Source organism: Mesorhizobium neociceri (assembly GCF_013520985.1).
GTDB classification, from domain to species: domain Bacteria; phylum Pseudomonadota; class Alphaproteobacteria; order Rhizobiales; family Rhizobiaceae; genus Mesorhizobium; species Mesorhizobium neociceri.
Map to the genome: position 1 here is coordinate 340,412 of NZ_JACDTY010000003.1, position 21,972 is coordinate 362,383.

The 21,972-nt window shown below is 61.6% G+C and carries 22 protein-coding genes; 12 read left to right on the plus strand and 10 right to left on the minus strand.

Annotated elements, in window-relative coordinates:
• Positions 1-202 precede the first annotated feature (202 nt).
• Both H0241_RS09600 and H0241_RS09605 read left to right on the plus strand, forming a co-directional pair.
• Positions 203-3,982: a vitamin B12-dependent ribonucleotide reductase gene (locus tag H0241_RS09600; RefSeq protein ID WP_181057177.1), complete on the plus strand. Its 3,780-nt coding sequence runs from the start codon at positions 203-205 to the stop codon at positions 3,980-3,982.
• 10 nt (positions 3,983-3,992) lie between these two features.
• Positions 3,993-5,696 (plus strand): AIPR family protein, encoded by a 1,704-nt coding sequence (locus H0241_RS09605; protein ID WP_181057178.1) that lies wholly within the window; start codon positions 3,993-3,995, stop codon positions 5,694-5,696.
• Positions 5,697-5,699: 3 nt separating this feature from the next.
• Here H0241_RS09605 and H0241_RS09610 read toward each other — a convergent pair whose 3' ends face one another.
• Positions 5,700-6,302, minus strand: a complete 603-nt coding sequence (locus H0241_RS09610) for a hypothetical protein (protein WP_235984196.1) — start codon at positions 6,300-6,302, stop codon at positions 5,700-5,702.
• A gap of 24 nt (positions 6,303-6,326) precedes the next feature.
• Entirely contained in the window at positions 6,327-7,301 is a 975-nt protein-coding gene (locus tag H0241_RS09615; protein WP_328824643.1) for a DUF3592 domain-containing protein, read from the minus strand.
• 169 nt (positions 7,302-7,470) lie between these two features.
• On the opposite strand from H0241_RS09615, the gene H0241_RS09620 reads away from it, so the two are divergent.
• Positions 7,471-8,412: a phosphoribosylaminoimidazolesuccinocarboxamide synthase gene (locus H0241_RS09620; RefSeq protein WP_181057287.1), complete on the plus strand. Its 942-nt coding sequence runs from the start codon at positions 7,471-7,473 to the stop codon at positions 8,410-8,412.
• Between the two features lie 28 nt (positions 8,413-8,440).
• On the opposite strand, the gene H0241_RS09625 is transcribed toward H0241_RS09620, so the two are convergent.
• Positions 8,441-9,049 carry a class I SAM-dependent DNA methyltransferase gene (locus H0241_RS09625; RefSeq protein ID WP_181057180.1) on the minus strand — a complete coding sequence of 203 codons (609 nt, stop codon included), beginning with the start codon at positions 9,047-9,049 and terminating at the stop codon, positions 8,441-8,443.
• A gap of 40 nt (positions 9,050-9,089) precedes the next feature.
• Positions 9,090-9,260, minus strand: a complete 171-nt coding sequence (locus tag H0241_RS09630; protein ID WP_181057181.1) for a hypothetical protein — start codon at positions 9,258-9,260, stop codon at positions 9,090-9,092.
• 104 nt (positions 9,261-9,364) lie between these two features.
• On the opposite strand from H0241_RS09630, the gene H0241_RS09635 reads away from it, so the two are divergent.
• On the plus strand, positions 9,365-10,270 hold the full coding sequence (locus H0241_RS09635; protein ID WP_181057182.1) for a LysR substrate-binding domain-containing protein: 906 nt from the start codon (positions 9,365-9,367) through the stop codon (positions 10,268-10,270).
• Positions 10,271-10,432: 162 nt separating this feature from the next.
• Here H0241_RS09635 and H0241_RS09640 read toward each other — a convergent pair whose 3' ends face one another.
• Together H0241_RS09640 and H0241_RS09645 are read right to left on the minus strand one after the other, a co-directional pair.
• Complete coding sequence (locus H0241_RS09640) at positions 10,433-10,939, minus strand: DUF2314 domain-containing protein (RefSeq protein ID WP_181057183.1); 507 nt, start codon at positions 10,937-10,939, stop codon at positions 10,433-10,435.
• Positions 10,940-11,101: 162 nt separating this feature from the next.
• Positions 11,102-12,139: a glycoside hydrolase family 25 protein gene (locus tag H0241_RS09645; RefSeq protein ID WP_407941736.1), complete on the minus strand. Its 1,038-nt coding sequence runs from the start codon at positions 12,137-12,139 to the stop codon at positions 11,102-11,104.
• Between H0241_RS09645 and H0241_RS35600 the strand changes: the two genes are divergently transcribed.
• Complete coding sequence (locus tag H0241_RS35600) at positions 12,051-12,239, plus strand: hypothetical protein (RefSeq protein WP_235984198.1); 189 nt, start codon at positions 12,051-12,053, stop codon at positions 12,237-12,239. The two genes, H0241_RS09645 and H0241_RS35600, sit on opposite strands and share 89 nt — an antisense overlap.
• A gap of 210 nt (positions 12,240-12,449) precedes the next feature.
• Here H0241_RS35600 and H0241_RS09650 read toward each other — a convergent pair whose 3' ends face one another.
• Positions 12,450-12,641, minus strand: a complete 192-nt coding sequence (locus H0241_RS09650; protein WP_181057185.1) for a hypothetical protein — start codon at positions 12,639-12,641, stop codon at positions 12,450-12,452.
• A gap of 118 nt (positions 12,642-12,759) precedes the next feature.
• Complete coding sequence (locus H0241_RS09655) at positions 12,760-13,158, minus strand: GFA family protein (RefSeq protein ID WP_181057288.1); 399 nt, start codon at positions 13,156-13,158, stop codon at positions 12,760-12,762.
• 200 nt (positions 13,159-13,358) lie between these two features.
• Between H0241_RS09655 and H0241_RS09660 the strand changes: the two genes are divergently transcribed.
• Positions 13,359-14,393 carry an isopenicillin N synthase family dioxygenase gene (locus H0241_RS09660; RefSeq protein ID WP_181057186.1) on the plus strand — a complete coding sequence of 345 codons (1,035 nt, stop codon included), beginning with the start codon at positions 13,359-13,361 and terminating at the stop codon, positions 14,391-14,393.
• A 62-nt stretch (positions 14,394-14,455) separates the two neighbouring features.
• On the opposite strand, the gene H0241_RS09665 is transcribed toward H0241_RS09660, so the two are convergent.
• Positions 14,456-15,412: an alpha/beta fold hydrolase gene (locus H0241_RS09665; RefSeq protein WP_181057187.1), complete on the minus strand. Its 957-nt coding sequence runs from the start codon at positions 15,410-15,412 to the stop codon at positions 14,456-14,458.
• 118 nt (positions 15,413-15,530) lie between these two features.
• On the minus strand, positions 15,531-15,779 hold the full coding sequence (locus tag H0241_RS09670; protein WP_008875526.1) for a ParB N-terminal domain-containing protein: 249 nt from the start codon (positions 15,777-15,779) through the stop codon (positions 15,531-15,533).
• A 155-nt stretch (positions 15,780-15,934) separates the two neighbouring features.
• On the opposite strand from H0241_RS09670, the gene H0241_RS09675 reads away from it, so the two are divergent.
• Genes H0241_RS09675 through H0241_RS09700 form a run of 6 tightly spaced genes read left to right on the plus strand, consistent with a single transcriptional unit; the run spans position 15,935 to position 21,972 of the window.
• Positions 15,935-17,572, plus strand: coding sequence for a N,N-dimethylformamidase beta subunit family domain-containing protein (locus H0241_RS09675; RefSeq protein ID WP_181057188.1), 1,638 nt, complete (start codon positions 15,935-15,937; stop codon positions 17,570-17,572).
• A 1-nt stretch (position 17,573) separates the two neighbouring features.
• Positions 17,574-18,947, plus strand: a complete 1,374-nt coding sequence (locus H0241_RS09680) for an aminotransferase family protein (protein WP_181057189.1) — start codon at positions 17,574-17,576, stop codon at positions 18,945-18,947.
• 11 nt (positions 18,948-18,958) lie between these two features.
• Positions 18,959-19,888 carry a BKACE family enzyme gene (locus H0241_RS09685; protein WP_181057190.1) on the plus strand — a complete coding sequence of 310 codons (930 nt, stop codon included), beginning with the start codon at positions 18,959-18,961 and terminating at the stop codon, positions 19,886-19,888.
• A 36-nt stretch (positions 19,889-19,924) separates the two neighbouring features.
• On the plus strand, positions 19,925-20,422 hold the full coding sequence (locus H0241_RS09690; protein ID WP_181057191.1) for a DUF523 domain-containing protein: 498 nt from the start codon (positions 19,925-19,927) through the stop codon (positions 20,420-20,422).
• 3 nt (positions 20,423-20,425) lie between these two features.
• Entirely contained in the window at positions 20,426-20,947 is a 522-nt protein-coding gene (locus H0241_RS09695) for a GNAT family N-acetyltransferase (RefSeq protein WP_181057192.1), read from the plus strand.
• On the plus strand, positions 20,944-21,972 hold the full coding sequence (locus H0241_RS09700) for a histone deacetylase family protein (RefSeq protein WP_181057193.1): 1,029 nt from the start codon (positions 20,944-20,946) through the stop codon (positions 21,970-21,972). Before H0241_RS09695 ends, H0241_RS09700 begins: the two co-directional genes overlap by 4 nt.

Below are 21,972 nucleotides of genomic sequence, written 5' to 3' on the forward strand. Positions count from 1 at the left end.
TCAGTTGAGGGACCCGCAAGGGTCGGTCTGCAGCCCGGGCAAACGCTTGGTAAGGCGTATTGCTGTCTGCATGCCGGCGCCTGCGAAAAGGAGAGTGCCGGCGTTGCTCGCAATGCCGGCAAACGGCGGACCGCGTTTTTCAGCTTGTGGGGCAGAAATCCCTGGGGAAAAGCGCTATATATAGACAAAAGGGACCGGACCAATGCGCATCGAGCGTCGTTTCACCAAGCAAGGGCAATCGGCTTACGCGGAGATCGAATTCCGCAAGGCGCTTTCGGAGATCAAGAATCCGGATGGCTCGGTGGTGTTCCGTCTCGATAACATCGATGTGCCGGCGCAATTCTCGCAGGTTGCCGCCGACATTCTGGCGCAGAAGTACTTTCGCAAGGCCGGCGTCCCGGCGCGCCTGAAGAAGGTCGAGGAGAACGACGTCCCCTCCTTCCTGTGGCGCTCCGTCGCCGACGAGGCCGAGCTGGCAAAACTGCCGGAAGCCGAACGCTACGGTTCCGAGATCGACGCCCGCCAGGTCTTCGACCGGCTGGCCGGCACCTGGACCTACTGGGGCTACAAGGGCGGCTACTTCAAGTCGGAAGACGACGCGCTCGCCTTCCGTGACGAGCTCGCCTATATGCTGGCCACCCAGCGCGTCGCGCCGAATTCGCCGCAATGGTTCAACACCGGCTTGCACTGGGCCTATGGCATCGATGGTCCGAGCCAGGGCCACTTCTATGTCGACCCGTTCACCGGCAAGCTGACCAAGTCGAAGTCGTCCTACGAGCATCCGCAGCCGCATGCCTGCTTCATCCAGGGCGTGCAGGACGATCTCGTCAACGAAGGCGGCATCATGGACCTGTGGGTGCGTGAAGCGCGGCTGTTCAAATACGGCTCGGGCACCGGCTCGAACTTCTCGCTGCTGCGCGGCGAAGGCGAAAAGCTGTCCGGCGGTGGCCGATCGTCCGGCCTGATGAGCTTCCTCAAGATCGGCGATCGCGCGGCGGGCGCCATCAAGTCGGGCGGCACGACGCGTCGTGCAGCCAAGATGGTCATTGTCGACGCCGACCATCCCGATATCGAGGAATTCATCGACTGGAAGGTCAATGAGGAGCAGAAGGTCGCCTCGCTGGTGACCGGCTCCAAGATCGTCAAGAAGCATCTCGAAGCGATCATGAAGGCCGGCATCAACTGCGAAGGCCATGATGACGACTGCTTCGACCCGTCGATCAACACCGCGCTGAAGCGCGAGATCAAGGCGGCCAAGAAGTCGGCGGTGCCGGAGAACTACATCTACCGCGTCATCCAGTTCGCCAAGCAGGGCTACATCTCGATGTCGTTCAAGACATACGACACCGACTGGGATTCCGACGCCTACCTCACCGTCTCCGGCCAGAACTCCAACAATTCGGTGTCGCTTAAGGACAATTTCCTGCGCGCCGTCGAGGACGATGCCGACTGGCACCTGACCGCCCGCAAGGACGGCAAGGTGCTGAAGACGCTGAAGGCACGCGACCTGTGGGAAAAGATCGGCTACGCCGCCTGGGCGTCGGCTGACCCGGGCCTGCATTTCAACACGACGATGAACGACTGGCACACCTGCGCTTCGGCCGGTGCGATCCGGGCCTCCAACCCGTGCTCGGAATACATGTTCCTCGACGACACGGCCTGTAATCTCGCCTCGATCAACCTTTTGCCCTACCGCAATGCCGACGGCACGATCGACATCGCTGCCTATGAGCACACGGTGCGGCTGTGGACCGTGGTTCTCGAAATCTCGGTGATGATGGCGCAGTTCCCGTCGAAGGAGATCGCCAAGCAGTCCTATGAATACCGCACGCTCGGCCTCGGCTATGCCAACATTGGCGGCCTGCTGATGACGTCTGGCATTCCCTATGACTCCGACGAGGGCCGCGCCATCTGCGCCGCGCTCACCGCCATCATGACTGGCGTCGCCTATGCCACTTCGGCCGAGATGGCGTCCGAACTCGGCGCCTTCGCCGATTACGACCGCAATGCGCAGAACATGCTGCGCGTCATGCGCAACCATCGCCGCGCTGCCTACGGTGAAAAGGGCGGCTACGAGAAGCTCGCCGTCAATCCGGTGCCGTTGGTCGCTTCCGACCTGAAGCAGCAGGATCTGGCCTCGCACGCCAAGGCCGCCTGGGACCGCGCCATCGAGCTCGGCGAAGAGCATGGCTACCGCAATGCGCAAGCAACCGTCATCGCGCCGACCGGCACGATCGGCCTGGTCATGGATTGCGACACCACCGGCATCGAGCCCGACTTCGCCCTGGTGAAGTTCAAGAAGCTTGCCGGCGGCGGCTACTTCAAGATCATCAACCGCGCCGTGCCGGAAGCGCTGCGCACGCTGGGTTACTCTGAAAGCCAGATCGCCGAGATCGAGGCCTATGCGGTCGGTCACGGCAACATGAACCAGGCGCCGGCGGTCAATCCCGGCTCGCTCAAGGCCAAGGGCTTCACCGATGAGAAGATCGCGGCGCTCAATGCGGCGCTGAAGTCGGCCTTCGACATCAAGTTCGTCTTCAACCAGTGGACGCTCGGCGCCGACTGGGTGAAGGAGACGTTCGGCTTCACCGACGAACAGCTCAACGATTTCTCGTTCGAGATGCTGCCGGCGCTGGGCTTCTCCAAGAAGGACATCGAAGCCGCCAACATCCATGTTTGCGGTGCGATGACGCTGGAAGGTGCGCCCTTCATCAAGCCCGAGCACCTGGCGGTGTTCGATTGCGCCAGCCCGTGCGGCAAGATCGGCAAGCGCTCGCTTTCGATCAACAGCCACATCCAGATGATGGCGGCGGCACAGCCCTTCATCTCCGGCGCCATCTCCAAGACCATCAACATGCCCAACGATGCGACGGTGGAAGACGCCAAGGGCGCCTACATGCTGTCGTGGAAGCTGGCGCTGAAGGCCAACGCGCTCTACCGCGACGGCTCCAAGCTGTCACAGCCGCTGAACTCCTCGCTGCTCGCCGATGGCGAGGAGGACGAGGATGACATGGTCGAGCAGTTGATCCAGGCGCCGGCAGCAGCGCGCGCGGCGCAGATCACCGAGCGGATCGTCGAGCGCATCATCGAGCGCGTCTCGCGCGAGCAGGAGAAGCTGCCGGGACGCCGCAAGGGCTACACCCAGAAGGCCAAGATCGGTGGCAACACCATCTTCCTGCGCACCGGCGAATATGATGATGGCCGTCTCGGCGAGATATTCATCGACATGAACAAGGAAGGCGCCACGCTGCGCGGCCTGCTCAACAACTTCGCCATCGCCATCTCGCTCGGCCTGCAATACGGCGTGCCGCTCGACGAATATGTGCACGCCTTCACCTTCACCAAGTTCGAGCCCGCCGGCATGGTCCAGGGCAACGACGCCATCAAGAGCGCGACGTCGATCCTCGACTACGTGTTCCGCGAACTCGCCATCTCCTATCTCGGCCGCAACGACCTCGCCCATGTCGATCAGTCGGACTTTTCCAACACAGCATTGGGTCGCGGCATCAGCGAAGGCAAGACCGACGCGGTCTCCAAGGGCCTGACGCGCGGCGCCTCGCCGGTGAAGCTGGTGTCGCGGGTGACCGGCAGCGAGCCGAAGGGCTTTGCCGGCGCCGGCACCCCTGCCCGCTCGGCGCCCACCGCTTTCTCCGGCTCGAATGTGCTGGCGCTGAAGCCGGCCAGCGACGAGGCGGTCGCCTACAAGCGCGACTATGAGGAGCGGGCCAAGGAATTGGCCGAGGACATCGCCTTCGAGGAGGTTGTGGAAGCGGCTTCCACCGACGCCACCGCGGCGCTGTTCACCGATGCCGCGGCCAATGAAGCTGCCGAGGCGAAGAAACTCGCCGCCGACCGCCGCGCCAAGTCGCTGCTCCAAGGCTACACCGGCAATTCCTGCTCCGAGTGCCAGAACTTTACGATGGTGCGGAATGGGACCTGCGAGAAGTGCGACACCTGCGGCGCCACGAGCGGGTGCAGCTGAGGGGATTTGATTGAGCCCAAAAGTCGTAAATGCAACGACGCCGACAATCCTAGATTTCGGCGTCGTTGAAAGCGGCATACGGGAACGTGAGAGCGTCAGCGTCTCGCGCAGCGATGCATTTACCAGACTTGCTTTAGAAACTGTCTTTGGACTACCTCAACCAGAAGTCGACGAGTATATCGTCGACGGCTTTGATGACCGCGGCATCGATATTGTCTATATTGATCACGATAATCGCGTAATAAATATCGGGTCATGCAAGACGGTTGTCTCGTATAAGAATTCTCGGAAGAATTTCCCCGGCGACGAAATTGATAAAATAATCTCTTTTGTTGAAGACCTCGTTCTTAATCGCGAGGATATGCTTAAAACATGCAACGGCCCTCTAGCTGCAAAAGTTAGGGAAATATGGGATATTTTTGCGGAAGAGAGCTATCGGATTTCGGTTCATCTCTTTTCAAACCAGGCCACCCTTCAAAAAGATGCTCACAACCGACTAGTTGACGCTCTGAGCCGTCACGAAATTGCGCTGTTCGAATATGGATTGTTCGAGCTATCTCATGGTGTCGTAAAGGCCACTAAGCCTCGGTTCAGAAAGAAGATTGTTCCGTCAGATGATGCCGCGTTCAGCGTAAAAGAGGCCAACAAGCGGGCTGTCATGCTGAAGGTCTCGTTGAAGGAACTGACTCAGTTTCTCAGCGCAGAAAATCAAACATTCGATGAGCGATTAATCTGGCAAAACGTTCGATATTTCCTTGGCTTGGACAATGAGGTCAACAGGGAAATCCGCGAAACGTTACTGTCCGGGCAGGCAAGCGATTTTTGGTTCTTGAACTCCGGTCTTACAATCGTGTGCGAACAGATAGTTTCAGTAGCGAATGGCCGACACCCTATAACGATGGTAAACCCTCAGATCGTGAATGGCTGCCAAACCGCGACTGTCATTCATGCGGTTTCGACCGGAACCATGGCCGACCTAGACAACGGCTATGTTCATGTGAAAATCATCGAAACGAACGATAGTACATTTATCGAGCGGGTTGCCCTCGCAAGCAACACGCAGAGCCGCATCTTAAATCGCGACTTGAGAGCAAACGACAACATACAGCGCCAACTTGTCGAGTGTCTCCGGCCCCACAACTATTTCTATGTTAGGAAGCGCGGAGAGAACGCACCTCGTCCAGGAATGAGGATGATCGATGCGGCGAGAGCAGGCCAACTCGTCCTGGCGTACCTTTGCGGCGAGCCGACAAAGAGCAAAACTAACTCGAACGATATATTTGGCGACCTATATGAGGAGGCATTCAATCCTCACGCAGTAACGCCCGAGATAATTATCGCGGCGCACGAATGTTATTCCGTGATCGAGCGCCGCAGAAAAGAAATCCTAGCCTGGCAGGCATCGGTTACTCGAAATTCCTTTGAGGAATCATGGCTGATCGAAGGCCATTTTCATTTGCTATTCGTCATCGGTGAACTCATGCGTCGAGCTTCCATTCCGTTGTCAGAGACGACAATAGCTATTGGCTTGATTGAGAAGGCGAGCAGCATCCTAAGGACTTTTGTCGAGCGGAATCAAAAAGTTGCAAACTATCGACTCTTCCGTTTGGCTAGATCTCGGGAGGAAATCCTGAAGATCATCGACAATAACTCCAAGCCGGATGAGGCTAACCCGGTTCAGATTGAGCTATTCCAACATTTAGGATCGGCGTAGCGCCTACTGCACGCGCAGCGTTTGCTCGTCAAACAACGGCTCGTCCTGACCCACCCGCACGAACAGCACCTTCAACCCCTCACCCGCCGGTACTTCGAAATACTGGATGCCGTCGGGCATTTCGCCCCAGTCGCCGCAGGGTGGCTCGGGAACGTCGTCATTGGCCAGCGCCTTCAGCTCTTTGGCGTAGGCGGCGTCGGGGCTGAATGTGTAGCGTTTGACGCCGGCGGGCACGGTGCCCTCGGTGTAGGGCGCCAGCACGCAGCGGGCGCTGACGGCCTTGTCGGTCTTATCCAGCAACAGGCGAAGCACTGCGGCCTCGGCGGTTTCGCCTGATTTGATGTCGAAGACCTCGACCAGAGGATCGGGCGCGCCGCCATCGCTGTATTTGATGGCGAGAGCGTTGCCGCCGAATTCGAAATGGATATGGCGGAAGCCGAAATCGCAGCGCTGCGCCCAGGCGGCCAGCCCGATAGTCTTGTCGGCCAGCTTTTCCCAGATGCATTTGTCGATCGGCGGACGCGACGGCGCCGGCTCGTCCGCATGTGCAGCTGCAGATATCGCAGCGGATGCAAACAACGCGCCCGTCCAGACAATCGATCTCATGGCGCTATTCATCGCTGCATCCTGTCAAAGTGAAGGCACGAGCCCGACCAGCCAGGCCGCAGCACCAATAAAGCCAGCCGAACAGGCCCACAGCAGCCAGAGCCCGCGCACCCGGCATTCGAGCACCGATGAGGCCGGGTTGGCGGGGTCGTAGTGGACGTCGACCTTGCTGCCTTCGGCGTAGCGTTGCGACTGGCCCCGAACCAGGGCGGCCAGCGAAGCGGCGACAGCGGCGCCGAAGGTGACGCGGCTGGAAATGTAGCGCCGACCGGCAACCTCATAGCTGTAGACGATGCGAGACCGAAAGGCGCGGCGCCAGCGTTGGTAGCCGGCATCGATCCCGATCGTCTCAAGTCCCGAAGCATCGATGCGGCCGGCGGCAACCGGCCATTTTGTCGCCCGCCTTGCAAGCACCTTATGGGCTATTCCCATGAGCAGGATGAACAGGCCCATGAAAAACAGAATCATCGCGATGCCGAGTTTTTCCGGCTTGTGCAGGAACGGCCTGATCGCCTCCAGAACACCACCGGTGGAAAACACCAACACCGCGGAACCGATCACCAGCCCCGCAGACAGCTTGACCATGAATTTGAAGGCGCCGTCCGGCAAGGTGCGCTCGATCACCGCCTTGCTGGGGTCGGCCGGGTTATAAAACACCGTCACCTCGGCGCCTGTCGGAAACTGCGCCAGGGTTTCATCGACTTCGAAATTGCCGAGATTTTCCTTCACGCTGTAACGCGAGCCGCGATATTTCTTGCCGGCCACCCTGTATTCGAAGGTGATGGCGGGAAAATTCCGGATTTCGGTGACCTTCTCGCTGTCGGCGCCGACGCCCGAGACCTTCACCTTGCGCGCCTCGACGCGCGACGAGATGATCTTGCCCGGCGTCGGCAGCCAGTGGCTCATCGCCTGCACCTCGCGCCATTTGACGAACGTGATGAGCGACAGCGCGGCCGCGACCACGCAGAAAAACCCGACGATCAGAAATTGCAGTTCCACCGCGTCCCCAATCCCCCAGGAGTGCCGGAAGCTTCAAATAGATAGCACGGCGACGGCAATGTCTTGTTTATTCGCAAAGCCGAACCACCCTTCCTCGGGTATCGAAGCCCCGCCAACTTTGTTAAGAGTGGCCCAAACCGTCAGGAGCCACGAGACCAGGATGACAGCACTGCGCGTTCTTTCAGATGCCTTCATTCCGGAACTCCCGAACCACTACAAAGGCAAGGTCCGCGAAAATTACGATCTGCCGGATGGCCGCCGCATCATCATCGCCACCGACCGGCTGAGCGCCTTCGATGTGATCCTGACCGCAATCCCGCTCAAGGGCGAGCTGCTGACCCAGACGGCGCGCTACTGGTTCGAGGAAACCGCAGACATCTGCCCGAACCATGTGCTCGATTATCCCGACCCCAATGTCGTTGTCGGCACCAGGCTCGACATACTGCCGGTGGAAATCGTCGTTCGCGACTACCTCGCCGGCACCACCAGCACTTCGGTGCTGACGAAATACAAGAATGGCGAACGCGATATGTACGGCATTCGCCTGCCGGACGGCTTGCGCGACAATGAGAAGCTGCCGCAGGCCATCATCACACCGACCAGCAAGGCGCTCGATGGCGGTCATGACGAGCCCTTGACGCGCGACGACATCCTGACGCGCGGCCTGTTGTCGGAAGAGCAATGGGACACTGTCTCACGCTATGCGCTGGCGCTGTTTGCGCGCGGCAAGGCGCTGGCCGCCAAACGCGGCTTGATCCTGGTCGACACGAAATACGAATTCGGCACGGACCGCGACGGGAAGATCATCCTTGCCGATGAAATCCATACGCCCGACTCCAGCCGCTACTGGCTCGCGGAAAGCTACAAGCAGCGTTTCGAGGCTGGCGAGCGGCCGCAGAGTTTCGACAAGGATTTTATTCGCGCCTGGGTGACGGCGCGCTGCGATCCCTACACGGATCGCATTCCGAAAATCCCGGCCGAGCTGATCGAGCAGACGTCGCGGGTCTATACCCAGGCCTATGAAACCATCACCGGCAAGACCTTCACCGCCGACACCTCGGGAAAGGCGGTGCTGGACCGTATTCGCGAGAATCTGAGGCCTTATTTCTGACAGCGATTGCCTGGCAATCCGCGCCGGGTCATGAGGGCCTCACGGCCAGGAAGGTGGTCCACTCCTCACGATCGCGGCCAACGTTGAACTCGTCCCCGACAAGGACAAGCCCGGCGCTTTCGAGGCGGGCCGCGAAGTCGTCCCTGCGCCAGTAGACAGTATGATATTCGCCGCTCTTCTCGCCATAGCCAATGCGCATCGAGACGAGGAAGGCGCCGCCTGGCCGCAGCGATCCGGCTATCTTGGCAAGCACCTGGTCGGTCTGCTCGCGCGGCACATGGATCAGGACACACAAAGCGAGCACCGCGTCATAGGGGCCGCCGAGATCGTCGGTGATCAGATCGAGAAACTCACCGTGCTTGCCGCGTGCGGCCTGCAGCTCAAGAAAGCGCTTTGTTGCGTCGGTGCGCCGGACCTTGACGCCGAGCCCCTCGACAAAATCCGCATCGTATCCGGGTCCCGACCCGACTTCCAGAATCCGGCCGCCTTTGCCGGCGATCTTCACCAGGCGCTTGAGCCATTTCTGCTCTCTCTGGTTCGGAACGTGCCGCACCAGCGCGTCGTAGCGTTCGGCATAATCTTCATAGGCGTTGATCGTTTGACGGTTCTTGGCCAGGTCCTCGGACAGCACAGTCATCTTTCCCTCCCTCGCATCTTTTCAGGTCAAAACAGCTTGCTTAGCGAATGGTGCCGGGAGGCACGCGTCCATCAAGCATACCGATATCCCTAAGGAAATGATCCGACACCGAACGGCGATCGAGCAGGCCGCGCTTGCGGGGCCTGAACGGAGCGGTGAAGAGGTCGAGCACCGGGCGGCGAAGCGTGTTGTAGAGAGCGATGGTGGTCATTGCCGTATCCTCCAGGGTTTGATCTGATGAACAAACCATGCCGTTTTCCAGTCTTGGTTTCCAATCGAACGTCACGTAGTATGCATCAGGAGGATTGATGCGTCATGAGTTGGGAGCTACCGCCGTTAGGGGCTATCAGGGTCTTTGAAGCTGCGGCGCGACTGGGCAGTTTTACCAAGGCGGCCGAAGAACTCGGCATGACCCAGTCAGCCGCCAGCTATCAGATCAAGGTGCTGGAAGAACGCGCCGGAGCGCCGCTTTTCATAAGAAAAACAAGGCAGATCGCCTTGACGGAGGCCGGACAACAGTTGGCGCCGCTCGCAACCGGCGCGTTCTCGGCCTTGGCGGATGCATGGCTCGCCACCAAGGGTGGAGCGAGCGGGGTGCTTTCCGTCACGACGATGGGAACATTTGCGTCGAACTGGCTGGCGGTGCGGCTTGGAACATTTCAGCTGATGCATCCTGACCTTGCCGTTAAGGTGGATACATCGTCCCGCCTGATCGATTTCACCCGCGAGGACATGGATATCGGCATTCGAACCGGCAATGGAAAATGGCCAGGTCTGACAGCCCATTATCTGTTCAAGGCGGATTATACGCCAATGCTCAGCCCAGAACTGGCCGAGAGTGTCGGCGGCGTCCGCCATCCCGAGGATCTCTACAAGGTGGCGCTATGCGGCCCTGACGATCCCTGGTGGAAAACCTGGTTCGAGGCAGCCGGCGTGCCCTTCGATCCCGATCGCGTCATCGCCGGTCCGGCGCTGGGCGCGCAGGCTTACGATGTGATGGCGGCACTGACCGATCAGGGCGCGGCAATCCTCACCCAGAACCTCTACAGCGCCCTGCTGCAGAAGGGCCAGCTGATACAGCCCTTTGACGTCGTTGGATCCGATGGCGACGGCTATTGGCTGGTGCATCTGGAGAGCCGCCGCAACACGCCCAAGATCAAGGTGTTCCGCGACTGGGTGCTCGCGCAAACGGCAGAGATACGCGAACGCGAGGTGCGCTAGACTCTCCCTTCTCCCCCTGTGGGAGAAGGTGGATCGGCGCGCAGCGCCGAGACGGATGAGGGGTGCGTGACGGATCGCCGTCCTTGCCAAGCTGGAACACCCCTCATCCGACCGAGCTTCGCTCGGCCACCTTCTCCCACAAGGGGAGAAGGAAGAAGATCCTCAATCCTTGAAGATCAGCCCATACCTGGCGACCTGCTCCTTCGGCATATCCGCAAGTGCCTGACGTGTGGTGTAGCCGCCGTAGATCACCTTGCCGTTCTTGATCATCCAGTCCTCGACGTCGGCTTCGGCCACCGTCATCCTGTCACCCATCTTGTACTTGTTGCCGTTGACCGGCACGTCGGCGAGCAGGCCGATATAGGAGCCGTCGCTATAACCGACCAGCTGCAGCCAGATATGCTCGGTGGCGCCGTTCTGGGTCAGCGGGAATTTCACCGTATAGGTGCCGGGCGTGCCGGCGTCCATCAACTCGTGGAAGCGCTTGAGGGTCGAGCGGCCGCTGTTCTTGGCGGCCTGCATCGCCTTGTCCTCGGTGGAATAGGAAACGACGTTTTGCTTCGACTCCGCCAGCGAGGCGCCACTGCCGCCCGGCATATGCCCAAGCGTGCTGAAAAAGCCGTAGCCGACGGCGGCGACAACAGCGATGGCCACAATTGGATTGCGCATGGACCCCTCCGAAAACCCGATCACGGGCACGTTACCGGAAGGCTGTTGCGATACCGCTAAAGGACAGAGTGAGCGGATCGTTAGCGAGACGCTGAAAATTCAAGCCAAGGCTTCGCGGCGGCAGCCAGTGCAGGCGCCTACGCACCGTCACCGGCCAGACGTTTAGTTAGCGTCGGCGACGGTTGTCTGACCGCCCGCCCATGCCCGCCAGGCGCGCTCATCGCCGTGGAAGACGTTGAGGTCGATGCGGCCGGTTACGCCATGCGACAGGCCCGAGCCGGAATACTGCCAGAACAGCCATTTGCGGCCGGGATAGACCTTTGAGGGATGCCGCGCCACAGCGCGCAGCCAGAACGGGTAGTCGAGAAATGCACCCTTGAGATTGTCGCGGTAGAAATCGGGACTGGTGTAGATGATGGGCCGCTGGCCGTAATGGCGCTCGAGCTTGTCCATGAACACCTGCATCTTCTCCAGCACCGTGGCGCGCGACGGCCGCCGCTTGCAGGAGGATTCGCCGTTCCATTCGACATCGATCACCGGCGGCAGCGCGCCATCCATCTTCGGCACATTGCGGATGAACCAGTCGGCCTGCTCGCCGGCGGTGCGGCACCAGTAGAAGAAATGATAGGCGCCGCGCTTCAGCCCGGCGGCGTCGGCATTGCGCCAGTTCTTCATGAACATCGGATCGAGATGGTCGCCGCCATCGGTCGCCTTGATGTAGGCGAAGTTGGCGCCCTGGGCGCGTAGCTTGCTCCAGTTGACGTTGCCCTGCCAACGCGAGACGTCGACGCCATGCACGGCGAGATAGCGTGGCGAAGCCTTGCCGAAATTGATCGGTTTGGCGTCGCGAAAGCCGTAGCGTGTAACCGGAGAGGCCAGCATTGCGGGCGCCGCGCGCGTCAGCCGCTTCGGCGGCGACATCAACGCCACAGGCTCGACCTGCGGCTCGGCGCTCCCCTGAGGCGTGTCCGCGACAATGGCCTCTTCTTCCTCGACCATGGAGAAGGGCGGCGCATTGTCGGCCACAGCGTTGTCGGCCACCATATCGGACCGCATCGGCTCAAGGTCGGCGGTCTCCACCGGAGCCGCAGCAACCGGCGCTCTTGGCCGCATGACCGAACTGGTGGTTTCATTCGACGGCTGCAAGTCGTCGATGCCCGCCGTGGACGAGCAGCCGGCAAGGCACAGCGATGCCAACACAAAAGTGACGACGCCTGAAATCCGCATCTGGACCTGTACGCAAAACACAACAGACCGAAGGCAAACAGACGCCGCCGGACAAACCGGCTTCGATTACTAACGATAAATTACCAATAAAGTTTGAATCAAGTTGTTAGGGATAATTTTGACCGTTTCCCTTCTCCCCTTGTGGGAGAAGTTGGATCGGCGCGCAGCGCCGAGACGGTTGAGGGGTGTTGGAAGGAATGAGGCGTTGGCGTTTTCTGGAACACCCCTCATCCGACCGAGCTTCGCTCGGCCACCTTCTCCCACAAGGGGAGAAGGGAAAACCTCACCTGCCGAGCCATTGCTGCATGCAGGTTTTGGCCACCACATGCGCGGGGGGCACGGCGTCGACAGCAGGGCGACGGGCTCGTTCGAGGAGCAGGCGAACCTGTTCGGGGCGCACGCGGTCGCGCTCCATCACGAGCAGGACCATCGGATCGCTCAAAAGCTCGTCCAGGGTGTTGATTCTGTCGCTCATCGGTCGTCTCCTCGAATACCGGGCCCGCAGCCGATAGATAGGCAGGCAATCATGGCCCGCCAATGACGCTTTGTCGGCTATGTCGTGTTTTCGGGATTAATTTCCGGTAAGGTCGGCGTCAGTTCGGAGGCGGTGCACCTTCATGTTGCGGCAGGCCGTCATCGAGCCGCAGCCACGGCTGCTTCGAGGCGGTCCACATATGCATTTCCGGCTTGAACAGCGAGGGATCGTCGAGCGAGCCGGTGGTGATGCCGACAATCCCGGCGGAGTCGCGCCGGGAAAACAGCGTCGTGCCGCAAGCGGCGCAAAAGCCGCGCTGAAGGTCCGGAGAGGTGTTGACTGTCGCCACCTGCCCCTCGACCGTGACATCGTCGATGCGAAACAGCAGACGCGCGTTGAAGGCCGCGCCGATCACCTTCTGGCAGCGCCGGCAGTGGCAGACGCGCTGGTTGAGCGGCTCCGCCTCGGTGCCGTAGCGCACTGCCCCGCACAGGCACCCACCCTGATATTTCGCCATCATCTGAACCCCGTCGCGCTGAAGGTCCTTGGAAGGTAACGACAGGCAGCTTTCGGTCAATTGAAAAGCCCTGATGGCGCTATCGATTGCGCTGATACGACCGATGGCCTGCCGCTGGCCCAACCCAAGGCAGCGGCGAAGGATTGACAGCCAACCGGCAGCCGCGCCTGTCTTGTGGCTGGGTCGGCCGGGAGGAAACCATGACGCAGGATATCGAAACCATTGCCGTCGCGGATCTGTTCGGGCCGCCCTCGCCCGGCCGCGAGCGCACCGACGCGCGGATCCTGGCTGCTGCCTCCGGCATCGGCTTCATGGCGATCCGGGATTTTCCGGGTGATGAATGGCTGACGCGGGACAAACGAGCGCAGTTGCTCAACATCTTCGCCTTGTCCGACGCCGAGAAGGCAAAGCTGCTCCGCTGGAATTTCGACCGCACGAAAAAGAACGTCTATCGCGGCTGGTTCCCGCTGCAGCCGACCGCCGTCTCCTACAAGGAAGGCATCGACATGGGGCCGGACATTGCGCATGCGCAAACCGCCGGCGCCGACGATACTGATGACCCGTTGCGCGAGCCAACGCCCTTGCCCTCCGAAGCGATGTTGCCCGGCTGGCGCGCGGCTGCGGCACACTACTACCTGGCGATGGAGGCGCTCGGCAACGCGCTGATGCGATCGATCGCGCGCGGGCTCGGCCTGCCGGAAACCATCTTCGATGCCGATTTCGACGGGGGCATCTCGACGCTGCGGCTGATCCGCTATCCCTTGCGCGACGCCAACAGCGGCGTCGACCTGAGCGGGCCGGAGTTTTCGATCGTCCATAAGGGCGAGACGCGCACCATCATCGGTCGCGAACATGCCGATTCCGGCTTCGTCACGCTGCTGGCGCAGGACGGTGTCGAGGGACTGCAAGCAAAAAACCTTGCCGGCGACTGGATCGACGTGCCGCCCGCCGACGGCACGCTGGCGGTCAATTTCGGCCAGTTGCTCGAGCGCTGGACCGGCGGCCGTGTGCGGGCAACGCGGCACCGGGTGATCGCGCCGAAGACGGCGCGCTTTTCGATCCCGTTCTTTTACGAACCGCGCGTCGATGCCGAGATCGCGCCGCTGCCGCTCGCCGGCGCCGCCCCGTTCGAGCCGTTTCTCTATGGCGATTATCTCTGGGAGTCGGCGACGAATTTCGTCGAGATGAGCGGCATCAAGCATTTGCGTGAGCCGCGCCGCGCCAAGGCTTCGTAATCTCGCAGGCACAAAAAACCGGCCGCCTCTTTCGAGACGGCCGGCCTGCATTTCAGACCAAACTATTTCGCTTCGCTGACGATCTCGTCCCAGGTCTTCACCTTGGTTTCGCCATTGAGGAAGGGAAGTGCCGCGGCCGTCAGTTCCGGCGCGAAGAAGACGTCGTAGTGGGTGCGGTTGGGAATGATGGCCAGTCGGTTCTGCGACAGGTTCTCGCGCATCCAGCCTGCATCTTTCAGCCCGCCGCCGAGCATCTGGTAGAACTTGATTTCGTGCTCGGGTTTGTACATATCGCTGTCGCCGTAAGCCAACATGACCGGCATCTTCAGCTTGGCGACATCAGCCGAATAGTCGTAATCCTTGCGCATGAAGTTGCCGAGCGCGTCGAGCAGTTTCGGGAAGTCATCCGGACGCGGCGCCACGGCGACGTAGGATTTGTACATCGGCGTGTCCTTCATGAAATCGGCCGCCGCTGCACTTACTTGCGCCTGCTGCGGACGCATCTCGTCATAGAAGCCATTGGCGGCGAAGCCGGTCGAAACTAGCACCAGCCGGCGAACTGCTTCCGGATGCTGGACCGCCATGCGGAAGGCAACGCCGCCGCCCAGCGAATAGCCCATGACGTCGACCTTGTCGTAGCCGAGCGCCTTGACGATCGCGGCCATGTCGTCGCCCATTGCCTCCAGCGTGAACGGCCGCTCACCCAGCGCGGTGCGGCCATGGCCTTGCAGGTCGACGGCAATGATGGTGCGGTTCTCCGCCAGCTTCGGCAGCAGCGGCGCGAACATGTCGGACGTGCCGAGGCCGCCATGCAGAAGAAGCAGCGGTTCGCCCTTGCCATAGACGGCATAGTAGTAGTTCAGTCCGTCGATCGGCAGCAGGCCGGATTTTTCGGGCTTCGGCAGTGCGTTGGTCTCGCTCGTCATGACAGGCTTTGTCTCCTCTGCATTGGTCAGGCCGGGTGCCGCGAACAACGCTGCAACCGAGGCAAAAATGGCGAAAAGGGTCGATCTGGACATGTCAGTCTCCTCAGCTTCTGCCCAAGGACGGGCGAGCACGCCGCATGCCGACATGCCCGCGAAAAAATCCGCGGAGCGATGATCGGCCGGCTGTTGTTGATGGGTCGGAGACTGCGCCTCAATGGCGCTTGGCTTGCACCAGATAGGCGTCGATTTCGGTCTCGCCGAGCCATTTGGCGGCTTCCAGGCGATGCAGGCCTTCGACCAGAATGTGGCGCTTGCCGTCATGGCGGACCTGGATCGGCGTCTTCATGCCGTTTTCCAGTATGTCTTCGGCCAGATGCCGGACCGTTTCGGGATGCAGCGTTTTCTTGCGCGCCGTCGGCACGTAGATGTCGTCGACCTTGACCTTCTGCACTCTCAGCATACCGGCTCCCGAGGCGGAAAATGCCGCCTCGCCTGAGATAGTCGGTTTGCCGGGTGCGGCCAAGAGCGGCTAAGCAATTGCTGGCCCGATCGTTTCCATTTGACGCTTGGCCGGCAGATGGCCGAAATGGCGGCCTTCGATCCTTTCCGGTGTCCATGACCCAGCTGCCGACCGAATTTCCCGATTTCGGATTGACGCCCGAGCAGCGCCGCGAGGCGGTGCGCGGCCATTACTACGAATGGCCGGGCATGGATGGCGAGCGCGGTGAGATCTGGTGTTATTCGGGCCGTTTTTCCTACCGCGCCGGCGAAACCGTGACGCTGCATGTCAGCTCGACGGCGCCACGCTTCAGCATGGTCATTGTCCGCGACGGCGGCAGCGAGACAAAAGTCTTCGAGCAAACGGGCCTGTCGGCACGATGGCAGGACACGCCCGACCAGTGCTCGGTCGAAGGCTGCGGCTGGGAGGCGTCGTTCGAATTCCGGGTCGGCGACGACTGGCCGTCCGGCGCCTATCGGCTGACGCTCACGGCGGACGGCCGCGATGGCAAACCTATCCTTTGCCACCACCTCATCATCGTCGCGCCCATATCAGGCAGAAAACCCCGCCGGGTGCTGCAGGTGGCGGCGACTGGCACCTGGCTGTCCTACAACACATGGGGCGGCTCCAACGCCTATCAGGGCATCACCGGCCCGGGGCGCGACCAGTATGCGCCCATGGTGTCGACGCAGCGGCCTTGGTGCCGCGGCTTCGTCGTGCTGCCCAAGGACGCCCCGCGTGTGCCCCTGGAGGTCGCGGTGCCGCCCAAAACCGTGCCGCGCTACCCCCATATGGAATGGGCGTACGCTACGGGTCATTCGAAGAAATACACGTCCGCCGGTTGGGCGAGCTATGACAGCCACTTCTTCCACTTTGCCGAGCGCGCCGGCTGTGGCGTCGATCTGGCCAGCCAGCACGATTTGCACTTCTCGCCCGAAATCCTCGACGGCTATGACTGCGTCGTCTTCGTCGGCCATGACGAATACTGGACCTGGGAAATGCGCGATGCGGTCGACGCCTATGTCGAGCGCGGCGGCCATGCTGCGCGTTTTGCCGGTAATTTCATGTGGCAGACCCGGCTGGAGGACGAAGGCCGCCGGCAGGTCTGCTACAAATACCGGGCGCGTGCCGAAGACCCCGCCTATAGCGGCGATGTCACCCGCGCCACCAACTCGTGGGAAGCGCCGGAGATCGGCCGTCCCGGTGCAATGACCTTCGGCCTAAACGCAACCAGGGGCGTCTATGCCGGCTGGGGCGGCTGCGCGCCGCGCGGCGTGCGCGGCTTCCCTGTGTACCGGCCTGAGCACTGGGCCTTTGCGGGCACCGGCATCTACTATGGCGACCTGCTCGGCGCCGACAGCCATGTCTACGGCTATGAGGTCGACGGGCTCGATTTCGAAATCCGCGGCGGCCTGCCCTACCCGACACCGGACAGCGGCGCGCCTGACGGTCTGCAGGTGCTGGCTGTCGGCATGGCAAGCCAGGTCGAGGAAAGCGCCGACATCCCGATCGAGGATCAGTTCCTGACCGACGAGGATGGACGCTTTACCGCCGAGACGCTGTTTGGCGAAGCGACCGACGCCAATCTCGACAAAGTCAAACGCGGCAATGGCATGATCGTCAATTTCCGACGCGGCAAGGGCGAGGTCTTTCACGCCGGAAGCTGCGAATGGGTCGCCGGCCTGCTAAGGCAGGATCCGATGGTCGAGCGCGTGACCAAAAATGTAATCGATCGCTATCTCGGAAAGACCTGACATGCAGAAGCCCTCATCCGCCGGTTCAGAAACGCGTGCGCCCTCGCATCTGTTCTACCTCTCCAGCCTGCGCCGGCCGCTGATCGACCGCGCCGAGGGCATCCATATCTGGACGCAGGACGGTCGCCGCTTCATCGACGGATCGAGCGGGCCGATGGTCGCCAATATCGGCCATTCCAACCGCAACGTGCTCGACGCCATGAAGCGGCAGATGGACCGCGCCACCTTCGCCTACCGGCTGCATTTCGAGAACGAGCCGGCGGAAGAGCTGGCGCGGAAACTCGCGGGCAAACTGCCTGAAGGCATGGACCGCATCTTCTTCGTCTCCGGCGGTTCGGAGGCAACCGAATCCTGCATCAAGCTGGCGCGGCAATGGGCGGTCGCCACCGGCCAGCCCAAGCGCTGGAAGGTGATCACGCGCTTTCCCTCCTATCATGGCGGCACGTTGGGTTCGCTTTCGATCACCGGCGACGACGCGCTGGCCGAGACCTTCACGCCGATGATGCGCGTGATGCCGACCGTGCCGGCGCCGACCGCCTGGCGCGACCGCGACAACCTGTCGATGGAACAGCGCGGCCTGCGCTACGCCGACATGCTGGAGGAGAAAATCCAGGCCGAAAGCCCGGATAGCGTGCTCGCCTTCATTATGGAACCGATCGGCGGTGCGGCGACTTCGGCCCTGGTGGCGCCGGACAGCTACTACCCGCGCATCCGCGAGATCTGCGACCGCTATGGCATCCTGCTCATCCATGACGAAGTGATGAGTGGCGCTGGGCGCACTGGAAAGTTCCTTGGCGGCGACCACTGGAACTGCAAGCCAGATATTGTCGCGCTATCGAAGGGGTTGGGCTCCGGCTATGCGCCGCTCGGCGCGCTGGCCGCACCGATGCGGCTGGTCGAGCCGCTGCTGGCGTCGGGCGGCTTCCAGCACGGCCACACCTATGCTGGCAATCCGCTCGCCTGCGCTGCCGGCCTTGCCGTACTTGGCGAGATGGATCGCCTCGACCTGATTACCAAGGCAGCCGCCATGGGCGATGTGCTGATGGACGGGCTGAAAGGGCTGGCAAAGCGTTTTCCGTTCATCGCCGACGTGCGCGGCAAGGGCCTGCTCACCGGCGCCGAGATGGTCGCCGACCCCGAGACGCTGCGGCCAATCGAACAGGGCAAGAAGGCCACCCAGCGCCTGCTCGACCTCGCTTATGAACGCGGGCTGATCATCTACGGGCGCAGGGTCAAAGGCGGCGTCGACGGCGACAATTTCATGGTCGCGCCGCCGATGATCGTCACGGCTGAACAGGTCGGCGAGATCATTTCCATCATTGGCGATTCACTGGAAGTTCTGGCCGCCGAGCTCGACCTGCCGGTCGAAGGCTGAGGGGACAAAAGATGGCGCCGAGAAAAGTCATCATCACTTGCGCCATCACCGGCTCGGTGCACACGCCGTCCATGTCGCCCTACCTGCCGCTGACGCCGGACCAGATTGCAACCGACGCCATCGCAGCGGCTGAAGCAGGCGCCTCGATCCTGCATCTGCACGCCCGCGACCCCAAGGACGGCCGGCCGACAGCCGACCCTGAGGTGTTCATGCAGTTCCTGCCGCGCATCAAGCAGGCAACCGATGCGGTGATCAATATCACCACCGGCGGCTCGTCGCTGATGACGCTCGACCAGCGGCTGGCGGCACCGCTGCGGGCCGAACCGGAAATGTGCTCGCTCAACATGGGCTCGATGAATTTCGCGCTGTTCCCGATGCTCGACAAGCCAAGGGCATGGCAGCACGAGTGGGAGCCAAAACTGCTCGAAGCCACCCGCGACACAATCTTCAAGAACACTTTTGCCGACATGGAAGGCGTTCTCGAAAAACTCGGCAAGGGCTGCGGCACGCGCTTCGAGTTCGAATGCTACGATGTTGGCCATCTCTATTCGCTGGCGCATTTTTGCGATCGCGGGCTGGTGTCGGGGCCGCTGTTCATTCAATTCGTGCTTGGCATTCTGGGCGGCATTGGCGCCGATCCCGACAATCTCGTCCATATGAAGCGCATCGCCGACAAGCTATTCGGCGATAGCTACCAGTTCTCGGTGCTCGCCGCCGGCCGCAACCAGATGCCGCTGATCTCGATTGCGGCGGCGATGGGCGGCAATGTCCGCGTCGGGTTGGAGGACAGTCTCTACGACGGCCGCCAGCTGGCGAAGTCCAACGCCGACCAGGTGCGCCGAATCCGTGGCATTCTCGACGGGCTGTCGCTGGACGTCGCCACGCCGGCGGAGGCAAGGGAAATGCTGGCGCTGAAGGGTGGCGACCGGGTGGCCTTCTAGGGCTTGCACGGGATCGCGTGGTAAAAGGAGGCTGATATGGAAAAGATTCTGGTCTCAGCCTGCCTGCTTGGCAGCCACGTCCGCTATAACGGCTCCTACAGGCTCAACAACCATCCGGTATTGACGCGGTGGCAGGCGGAAGGCCGGCTCGTTCAAATCTGCCCGGAAGTCGCCGCAGGTTTCTCCACGCCGCGTCCTCCGGCAGAGATTCGCGGAGCAGGCGATGCTGTGCTGCACGGCCAAGGCCAGGTGGTCGAGCAGACCGGAAACGATGTGACCGCACTCTATCTCGAAGCCGGGGCGCTTGCGCTCGAACTCGCCCGGGAAACGAGATGTCGCTATGCGGTTTTGACCGATGGCAGCCCGTCCTGCGGCTCAAGCTTCGTCTATGACGGCAGTTTTTCCGGCAAACGCGTGGCCGGTCGCGGCACGACCACCGCGCTGCTGGAAGCGAACGGCATTCACGTCTTTTCGGAAGACAATATCGATGAACTTGACGATCTCCTGAACGGTTCAGCCGGATCCGCGGCCTGATCCATGCAGGACAAAATCCAGACCAGCGATACCGTTATCCGCCCCGGCACCATCGACGACGTCGACACCATCTACGCCGCGCTGCTCAAGCTCGGCACCCATATCGGCGAGCATCAGCAAATCACGTCCACCGCCGACGATCTCCGCAGCTACGGTTTTGGCGACAAGCCCGCCTTTTCCACCCTGATCGCCGAGATTGGCGGCGAATTTGCGGGGCTGTGCATCTCTTTCCCGATCTTCTCGACCTGGATGGGGCGGCCCGGCGTCTATATCCAGGATCTCTATGTCGAGGATCGCTTTCGTGGCCGCAAAATCGGTGAAAAGCTGCTGCGCCGGGTCGCGCGCGGCTGCCGAAGGGATGGTGGCGCCTATCTCAGGCTGTCGGTCGACACCGACAATGATGGCGCCAAGGCCTTCTATGAGAAGCTCGGCATTGGCTGGGCGCATTACGAGCAGACGCAGAAGATCGTCGGCGAGGCGTTTTTCGCCTTTGCCGATGCAGCGCAGGATGGGGAGACGGAATGAAAGCCTTCTTTGCCGAGGAGCAGAAACGCCATGATCCGAAGGCTTTTTTGTCCAGCGGTGCGCCGCAACCCAACCCCGAACAGCCGGAGCGCGCCGAGCGATTGTTAGCCGGCGCAAAATCTGCCGGATTAACGATCGAACGGCCCAGGGATCACGGGCTCGGCCCGGTGGCGGCCGTGCACACGCCTGAATATCTCGCCTTTCTTGAGCATATTTTTGCGCGCTGGCAGCGCATTGAAGGCGCTTCGGCGGAAGTGATCCCCAATATCCACCCTATTGCCCGCACAGGGTCCTATCCCGCCTCTGCGGTCGGCCAAGCCGGCTACCACATGGCCGACACCGCCTGCCCGATCTCGGCCGAGACCTGGCAGAGCGCGCTGTGGAGCGCCTGGAGCGCGGTCGAGGCCGCCGAGACGGTGATATCAGGCGCGCCTGCCGCCTATGCGCTCTGCCGGCCGCCCGGCCACCACGCCTTTGCCGATGTCGCCGGCGGCTTCTGCTTCATCAACAATTCGGCGGTCGCGGCGCAAGTGTTGCGCAAGCAGGCAGCGCGGGTAGCGATCCTCGATGTCGACCTGCATCACGGCAACGGCACGCAAGGCATCTTCTATGCCCGGCCCGACGTGCTCACCGTGTCGCTGCATGCCGATCCGGTGCGATTCTATCCGTTCTTCTGGGGCCATGCCGACGAGCGCGGCGAAGGGCCGGGGCTCGGCTACAATTTCAACCTGCCACTGCCGCGCAAATCCGCCGACGCGGTGTTTCTGGAAGCACTCGCCGTGGCGTTCCAGCGTATCTGCGCCTTCTCGCCGGACGCGCTGGTCGTGGCGCTGGGGCTGGACGCGTTCGAGGGCGATCCGTTCGGCGGGCTGTCGGTGACCACGCCTGGTTTCTCACGCATTGGCGAGGCGATCGCAAAGCTCGGCCTGCCGACAGTGATCGTCCAGGAAGGCGGCTATCTCTGCGATGCGCTCGGCGACAATCTCACCGCTTTTCTCACAGGCTTCGGCGGTAAACAGCGGTAA